Origin of the sequence: Micromonospora sp. M51, assembly GCF_018070305.1 — a bacterium.
Lineage (GTDB): Bacteria > Actinomycetota > Actinomycetes > Mycobacteriales > Micromonosporaceae > Micromonospora > Micromonospora parva.
Genome location: NZ_JAGPXZ010000296.1, coordinates 1 through 6,920 on the forward strand (window position 1 = coordinate 1; position 6,920 = coordinate 6,920).

The 6,920-nt window shown below is 71.1% G+C and carries 7 protein-coding genes; 2 read left to right on the forward strand and 5 right to left on the reverse strand.

Annotation, left to right across the window (positions count from 1 at the left end; all coding sequences use genetic code 11):
• A partial coding sequence (locus KBX53_RS17175) for a CdaR family transcriptional regulator (protein WP_210860325.1) occupies nt 1-603 on the forward strand: 603 nt, incomplete at its 5' end.
• Between the two features lie 183 nt (nt 604-786).
• On the opposite strand, the gene KBX53_RS17180 is transcribed toward KBX53_RS17175, so the two are convergent.
• The 3 genes from KBX53_RS17180 to KBX53_RS17190 form a co-directional block, all read right to left on the reverse strand.
• Nucleotides 787-1,395: a TetR/AcrR family transcriptional regulator gene (locus tag KBX53_RS17180; RefSeq protein ID WP_030336954.1), complete on the reverse strand. Its 609-nt coding sequence runs from the start codon at nt 1,393-1,395 to the stop codon at nt 787-789.
• Between the two features lie 11 nt (nt 1,396-1,406).
• The gene (locus KBX53_RS17185; protein ID WP_030336952.1) at nt 1,407-2,975 is read right to left on the reverse strand and encodes an MFS transporter; all 1,569 of its coding nucleotides are present in this window, start codon (nt 2,973-2,975) and stop codon (nt 1,407-1,409) included.
• Nucleotides 2,976-3,059: 84 nt separating this feature from the next.
• Entirely contained in the window at nt 3,060-3,731 is a 672-nt protein-coding gene (locus KBX53_RS17190) for a transcriptional regulator (RefSeq protein WP_309140792.1), read from the reverse strand.
• A gap of 235 nt (nt 3,732-3,966) precedes the next feature.
• Here KBX53_RS17190 and KBX53_RS17195 point away from each other — a divergent pair, with 235 nt between their 5' ends.
• A complete protein-coding gene (locus tag KBX53_RS17195; RefSeq protein ID WP_030336949.1) occupies nt 3,967-4,824 on the forward strand; it encodes an SPFH domain-containing protein in 858 nt (285 codons plus the stop codon).
• Nucleotides 4,825-4,886: 62 nt separating this feature from the next.
• Here KBX53_RS17195 and KBX53_RS17200 read toward each other — a convergent pair whose 3' ends face one another.
• Nucleotides 4,887-6,263, reverse strand: coding sequence for a permease prefix domain 1-containing protein (locus tag KBX53_RS17200; protein ID WP_210860326.1), 1,377 nt, complete (start codon nt 6,261-6,263; stop codon nt 4,887-4,889).
• A complete protein-coding gene (locus tag KBX53_RS17205) occupies nt 6,260-6,625 on the reverse strand; it encodes a PadR family transcriptional regulator (RefSeq protein ID WP_030336945.1) in 366 nt (121 codons plus the stop codon). Before KBX53_RS17205 ends, KBX53_RS17200 begins: the two co-directional genes overlap by 4 nt.
• Nucleotides 6,626-6,920: the final 295 nt, after the last annotated feature.

A 6,920-nucleotide genomic window follows, 5' to 3' on the forward strand; every position in this document is an offset into this window, starting at 1 on the left:
GTGCTCTCCTGGGCCACCACGTACGCCTCGGCGCGCGGCGGACTGGCGGCGGCCCGCGACGGCCGGGTGGTGCTGATGTTGCCGGGCTCGGACGCGGGTGGCAGTGCCCGCGCGGTGGCCCGGGACCTGTCCCGGGTGACCGGCCGCCCGGTGACCGCCGGGGCGAGTGGCCCGGCGAACACGCCGGCGGCGCTGGCGGTGACGTTCCAGGAGGCGGACCGGTGCCTGACGGCGTTGGGTGCGTTGGGCCGTGCCGGGCAGGGCGCGAGCACCGTGGAGTTGGGCTTCGTCGGGTTGTTGCTGGGCACTGTCGGTGACCGCGGTGAGAAGGACGTGACGGAGTTCCTCACCGCCACGGTCGGCCCGGTGCTCGACTACGACGCCCGCCGCGGCACGGCGCTGGTGAAGACGCTGGAGGCGTACTTCGGGGTGGGTGGCAGCCTGGCCCGGGCCGCCGAGCAACTGCACGTGCACGTCAACACGGTGACCCAGCGGTTGGAGCGGGTCGGGCAGTTGCTCGGCGTCGACTGGCAGCGCCCCGAGCGGGCGCTGGAGGTGCAGCTCGCGCTGCGTCTGCACCGCCTGCGCGCGCCGGCCGGCTGACCGCACCGCCGGGCCGCCGTGCCGCCCGGACCGCCGCGCCGCCGTGCAGCCCGGACCGCCGTGCAGCCCGGACCGCCGCGCCGCCGTGCAGCCCGAGCCGCCGTGCAGCCCGAGCCGTAGACGCCTGGTCAGCGGGCACCCCGCTGACCGCCACCCGGCCGGCGGGCACCGGGGCCGCCGACGTCAGCGGGCCCGGATGCCCTCCAGCACCGCGTCGACGACCCGTTCGGGCAGGGTCTGCTCGTCCAGGTCCGGATTCCACTGCAGCACCCGCTGGATCAGCATCGGGCCGGTGAGCAGCGCCATCGTCACCTCGACGTCGATGTCGGCGCGGAGCGCGCCCTCGTCGATGCCGCGTCGCAGCACCTCGCGCATCAGCTTTCGCCGGGGCGCGATGATGTTCTGGTAGAGCTGGTACTGGTCCGCGCTGCGGTTCACGGCGGGCACCAGACAGGGCATGATCTTCGCCGCGCGTGGGTCGACGTTCTTGCCGATCGCGCCGACCAGCAGCACCAGGTCGTCGCGGACCGAGTGCCCGGCCGGCTGGGCCAGGACGCCCTTGAGTCGCCGCAACGCGTCCAGCAGCAACGCGTCCTTGCCGGCCCAGCGGCGGTAGATGGTGGCCTTGCCGACCCCGGCGCGGGCGGCGATCGCCTCGATCGAGAGCGCCTCGATGGTGCTGCCCTCGGCGAGCAGGTCGAGGGTCGCCTCGATGATCGCCTCGTCGGCGCGGATGCTCCGCGGTCGCCCGGGCGACCGCGGAGCATCAGCAGTGGACGTCATGTCCGCCATTCTTCCCGCACCTAGGCCGTGCCGGCCAATTCGGGCTCGGCGACCGGCGTCACCGGGGCGACACTGGTCTCCTCCTTGCCCGGCATCCAGCGCAGCACCACGATGATCCCGAGCGCGGCGATCACCGCGGAGAGCCCGGCCGCCCAGTGCATGGCGGTGACGAAGGCGTCGTTGGCCGCCGAGATCAGCCCCGGCGCCGCCGGGCCGAGCTGGCCCGCCGCCGCGTACGCCCCGGAGATCGACTCGTTGGCCGCGTCCTGGGCCTGCGTGGGCAGGCCGGTCAGCGCGTCACCGATGTCGCTGCGGTAGACAGCGGAGAGCACCGAGCCGAGGACGGCAACGCCGAGCGCGCCGGCCACCTGGCGGATGGTGTTGCTGACCGCGGAGCCCACCCCGGCCTTCTCCCGGGGCAGCGCCGACATGATCGACTCGGTGGCCGGCGGCATGATGTTGGCCATCCCGGCGCCCTGGATGAGGAAGACGAGCAGCACGATCCAGATCGGGGTGGAGGCGCCGATGAAGACGAAGGCGCCGAGTGACACAGCGGTCAGCACCAACCCGACGGCGGCGACGGCCTTCCCGCCGTAGCGGCGGACCATCGTGGCGCTGCGCGGCGCGAAGACCAGCTGGGCGCCGGCGAAGGGCAGGAAGAGCAGACCGGTCTGCAACGGGCTGTAGTCACGCACGAGCTGCAGGTAGAACGATCCGAAGAACATCGAGCCCATCGCGGCGAAGAACACCAGGCCGACGATGGCGACCGGAGCGGCGAACCGGGGCACCTTGAACAGCCGGACGTCCAGCGACGGGTGGTCGCTGCGCCGCTCGTGCTGCACGAACCAGGCCAGCACCGCGACGCCGACCAGGATCGAGCCCCAGGCCAGCGGGCGGCCGAAGCCGTGCTCGCCGCCGTCGATGATGCCGTAGGAGAGGGCGACCAGGCCGACCACGGAGAGCAGAACGCCGAGCACGTCGATGCGGCCCGGGCGCGGGTCACGCGACTCGGGGACGAGCAGCGCCACCAGCACCACGCCCGCGGCGACCACCGGCACGTTGATCAGGAAGACCGAACCCCACCAGAAGTGCTCCAGCAGCGCGCCGCCGAGGATCGGGCCGATCGCCACGGCGAGGCCGACAGCGCCGGCCCAGACCCCGATGGCCCGACCGCGCTCACGCGGGTCGAAGACGTTGGAGATGATCGACAGTGTCACCGGCATGATGGCCGCGCCGCCGACCCCCATCAGGGCGCGGGCCGCGATGAGCTGTCCGGGGCTCTGGGCGTACGCGGAGAGCAGCGACGCCAGGCCGAACACCAACAGACCGATCATCAGGAAGCGCTTGCGGCCGGCGCGGTCGCCGAGCACGCCGAAGGTGAACAGCAGCCCGGCGAAGACGAGGGTGTAGGAGTTGATGGACCACTCCAGCTCACCCTGGCTGGCGCCGAGGCCGTGCACCGGGTCGGCCAGGGTGCGCAGGGCGACGTTGAGGATCGTGTTGTCGAGGACGACCACGAGGAGGCTGATCACCAGCACCCCCAGGATCGCCCACCGCCTCGGGTGTCCGGTGTTGTTCTGTAGTTCCATTCCTGGCTTTCCCCCCACGCTGGTCACCCGCGACGAAATACGATACGGGTCAGACTCGTAACGCGAGTCAGCCTACGACGCGCATTAACGATACGGGACCGATCCGTATCGTATGTGGTGGGCGTCACGTCCCGGCGCGACAGCCAGGCAGGCGGCGACGGCGTCCGCCAACGTGCCGAGCCGCACGGCCGGCTTGCCGAGCGGCTCGATCCAGCCCGGCCCCGCGCCGTACGCCCGAAGGCGCGGGAAGTCCCGGGCGAAGCGCAGCAGGCGGTACGCGCGGCCGGTGAGCGGCGTCTGCGACCAGAGCACGACGGTGCGGGGTCGGGCCCGGTGCACCGCACTGGCCAGCGCACCCCAGGGCAGCGCGGGGCCGAGATTCAGACAGCCGCGACCCTGCTCGCGCAGCGCGGCGGCGAGGGCGTGCAGCCCGAGGCAGTGCGCCTCCTGCTCGGCGCCGGCCAGCAACACCCCGCCCGCGGGCAGGGACCGGCCGGGCTCCCGGCGGTACACGTCCATCCCGACCCGGACACCCTCGCTCAGGGCGTGCTCGACGGCGATCTCGGCGGCGGTCCGCCCCGGCATCCGGGCCAGCAGCGGCCCGCAGACCTGCTCCCAGAGCGCCTCGACGCCCCACGCGTGCGCCATCTCCAGCAGCACAGTGGCGACACGGTTACTGTCCAGGTCCTCAGCCGCCAGACAGACGCGCTTGTACGCGACCTCCACGGCATCCGCCGGCATCGAAGCGCTCAGCACCACACGTACCCCCGGGTAGACGTTTCCTACCCGATGGTTCGCTGAAACGGCGCGCGGTGGATGCGCTGTCGTGCGATTCGCCGGCGACGGGCATCCGGCCGGAGGGATATCGGCCGCGTCGCCCCGCGACGGCGGCACGGCGAGGCCGGTCACCAGGCCGGTCCCCCCGGACCACCGGCTTGACCTGCCCTCGTACGTTGATGATCCACACAGCTCAGCGGAAGGTCCTCACCCCATGCCTGTCGGCTTCACCATGGCGATCGTCTTCGCCGTCGCCCTGGCGGTCAGCGCCGTCGTCGCCCTCGTCGCTTCGGCCAAGCCGCTGAAGCGGACGGCCGCCCTCGCGGCGCTCGGCCTTCTCGCCCTCACCCTGGTGGTCGGCATCGCCTCCAGCGCCCACTCGGTGCCCATCCGCTCGGTCGGCATCGTCACCAGCTTCGGCAAGCCCACCGGCGAGGTGACCGGATCGGGCCTGAAGTGGGTGGCGCCCTGGCAGAAGGTCGGCGAGTGGGACGCGGGCCGGCAGAAGTACGACCACATCGGCGGCAACAACTGCGTACGCGTGCGCACCGGCACCCTCGCCGACGCCTGCGTCGAGGTGCTCGTCGAATGGCAGGTCAAGCCGGAGAACGCGCCGAAGCAGTTCATGGACTACAAGGGCGACTTCGGCAGCTTCCGCGGTCAGCGGGTGGGAGTGCAGCTCGACAGCGCGGTGAACGACGCCTTCGCCGCGTACAACCCGCTGGAGAAGATCGACGCCCAGACCGGTGACCTCAACGTCGACCTGAAGCCGTTCGCCGCGAACATCAAGACCAGCGCGGAGACCCGCCTCGCCAGCGACGTGGACATCCTCTCGGTGACCATCACCCGGGTCAACCACGACGACAAGACCGAGGGCAACATCAAGGCGTTCCAGGACAAGCTGGCCCAGACCCGCAACCTGGAGCAGGACCGCAAGAACGCCGAGATCTCCAAGCAGATCACCGAGACCAACGCGAAGGTGGACAAGGTGACCCGCTGCCTGGAGATCGCGGAGAAGAACGGCGCGAACCCGGGGCTGTGCATCAACCCGGGCATCGTCACCGGCAAGTGACAGCGGGCCGGCCCACCCGTGGCGGGAGGGCCGGCCCCGGTTCGCGGCTGGTCGCTCGCCGACTAGGCGAAGCTGAACAGCGGCGGAAACACCAGCACCACGATCCAGGCCCACGCCGCGTACACCGGCAGGTAACCGGTCTGCCACCGTTCGAGCGCCGCGAACGGCGTACGCCGGCGGATGAAGGTCAGCAGGAGCCACGCCGACCACGCGAGGTTGACCAGCAGGATCACGTTCTCGCCGAGCGCTGCCGCCCGGTTGGGCGTGCCGCCGTAGTCGTCGGTGATGCGCCCGGTGATCTCTATCAGCACCAGCACGTCGATGGCCAACGCGCTGACCACGAGCGCGAGTTGGAGTTTGTCGAACGGGCCGGGCGGGGCCGACGGATCGCGGGCCGACAGTGAGTAGAGCAGCAGCCCCAGCACCACGACCAGCAGGAGGTCGAAGAGGAGCAGCGCCTCACGCTCGACGTCGATGCCGTGGCTGGTCCAGACGACAGCGACGAGGAAGGCGAGCAGGGCGGCAGTGAAGAGCGGGGTGAACAACCGGGTGAGCACCGGCGCGATGTTCTCGACGACGCTCTGCTTGGCCTCGACGAGCCACCCGGCCACCACGACGGCGGCCGCAGCGCCACCGGGCAGCAGCCACTGCGAGACGAACTCCTGCGGGACGATGCCGATGGCCGCGAAGGTGTTGAACAGGAACGCGGCGAGCACGCCGCCGCCGAGCGCCATCAGCACCAGGTAGATGAACCACTCGCCGGTGAACCGGATGAAGTCCATGCGCCGACGCGACGAGCGCCAGTCGTCGGCGACGTAGGCCAGGCCGACCACCAGCCACAGGGCGATGGGAAGGTGGACGCTGGTGACGACCACTGACTGCGAGTCGTCCGCCAGGGGGTAGGCGTTGGCCGAGACCGCGCCGAGAGCGAAGAGGACCGCGAGTGCCGCGATCACCGGCCGTCGGGCGCTGCGACGCCAGGCCAGGTACGCCGCCAGCCAGGGCAACGCGAACAGTGTGAGGTTCCGCGCGTAGAACGCGCCGTCGTCGCCGAAGCTCAGCCCGAACAGCACCGGCACCTTGACCGACACCAGCGCGCCCGCCGCGCAGGCGAGCATCACCCACAGGTCCCGCCGGGCGCGGGGGCCGTCGGCCGGGCCGGCGGAGTCGCCGGTCAGCACCAACTGCTTCCACAACCGTTCCGAGTGTTCCCGGGCGAACTCGCGGGAGAGTTCGTCGAGGCTGCCCATCCGTTTCACCGCGACCAGAAACGCCTCGTCGGGGCTCAGGCCGGCGGCGACGAGTTCGTCGACGGAGCCGCGCAGGTGGTCTTCCAACTCGTCGGCGTCCACCGCCTGCAACTCCCGGCGGCGGAGCACGTACTGGCGCCACTGGGCGAACTGCGCTTCCAACTCCTGCGGGCCGTCGGGTGCCGTCATGCCAGGCCCCCCAACGGGGGCACCGTCAGCGGCGCGCGGTCCTGCCAGATCTCCTTGAGCGCGCCCACCACCGTGTCCCACTGCCGGCGCTGCTCGGCCAGCTCAGCCAGGCCGCTGTCGGTGATGCGGTAGTACTTGCGCTTGCGCTCACCGGCGACCGACTGCCAGCTCGACTCCAGATAGGAGAGGCGCTCAAGTCGGTGCAGCAACGGATACAGCAGCCCTTCGGTCCAGTCCAGCTCACCCCCGGACAGCTCGTTGATCCGCCGGAGGATGGCGTAGCCGTAGCTCTCGCCCTCGGCCAGGATGCCGAGCACCATCGGGGTCGCCGAGGCGGCGACCAGGTCCTTGGCGACCTTCATGAAACCTCCCGCCCCAAACCTAGAAGTACGATGCATAGTACTGCTAGGTATAGCGCCTGACGCAACCTCAGCGCCGGCGCGGACCCTCCGGCCAGTCGCACGACTCTCGTCACCGCGGTCGCCGGGTCGGCCCCGGGCACCTGGCCACCACCGCCTCCCGTGGAAAATCAGTCGAATCCCGATGGTCGGGTCACCACTGGCCGGTGTGCCGGAGGTCAAGGTGGTCGTAGCCCATCAGGAACGCGCCACCCTGCGCATCGGCGACGTGTTCCTGAAGATCGACGCCGATTCGGGG

Coding starts and splice junctions, on each gene's coding strand:
- KBX53_RS17205 (WP_030336945.1), bottom strand. CDS start 6,625: ATGAAGGTCGCCAAGGACCTGGTCGCCGCCTCGGCGACCCCGATGGTG.
- KBX53_RS17195 (WP_030336949.1), top strand. CDS start 3,967: ATGCCTGTCGGCTTCACCATGGCGATCGTCTTCGCCGTCGCCCTGGCG.
- KBX53_RS17200 (WP_210860326.1), bottom strand. CDS start 6,263: ATGACGGCACCCGACGGCCCGCAGGAGTTGGAAGCGCAGTTCGCCCAG.
- KBX53_RS17180 (WP_030336954.1), bottom strand. CDS start 1,395: ATGGCGGACATGACGTCCACTGCTGATGCTCCGCGGTCGCCCGGGCGA.
- KBX53_RS17185 (WP_030336952.1), bottom strand. CDS start 2,975: ATGGAACTACAGAACAACACCGGACACCCGAGGCGGTGGGCGATCCTG.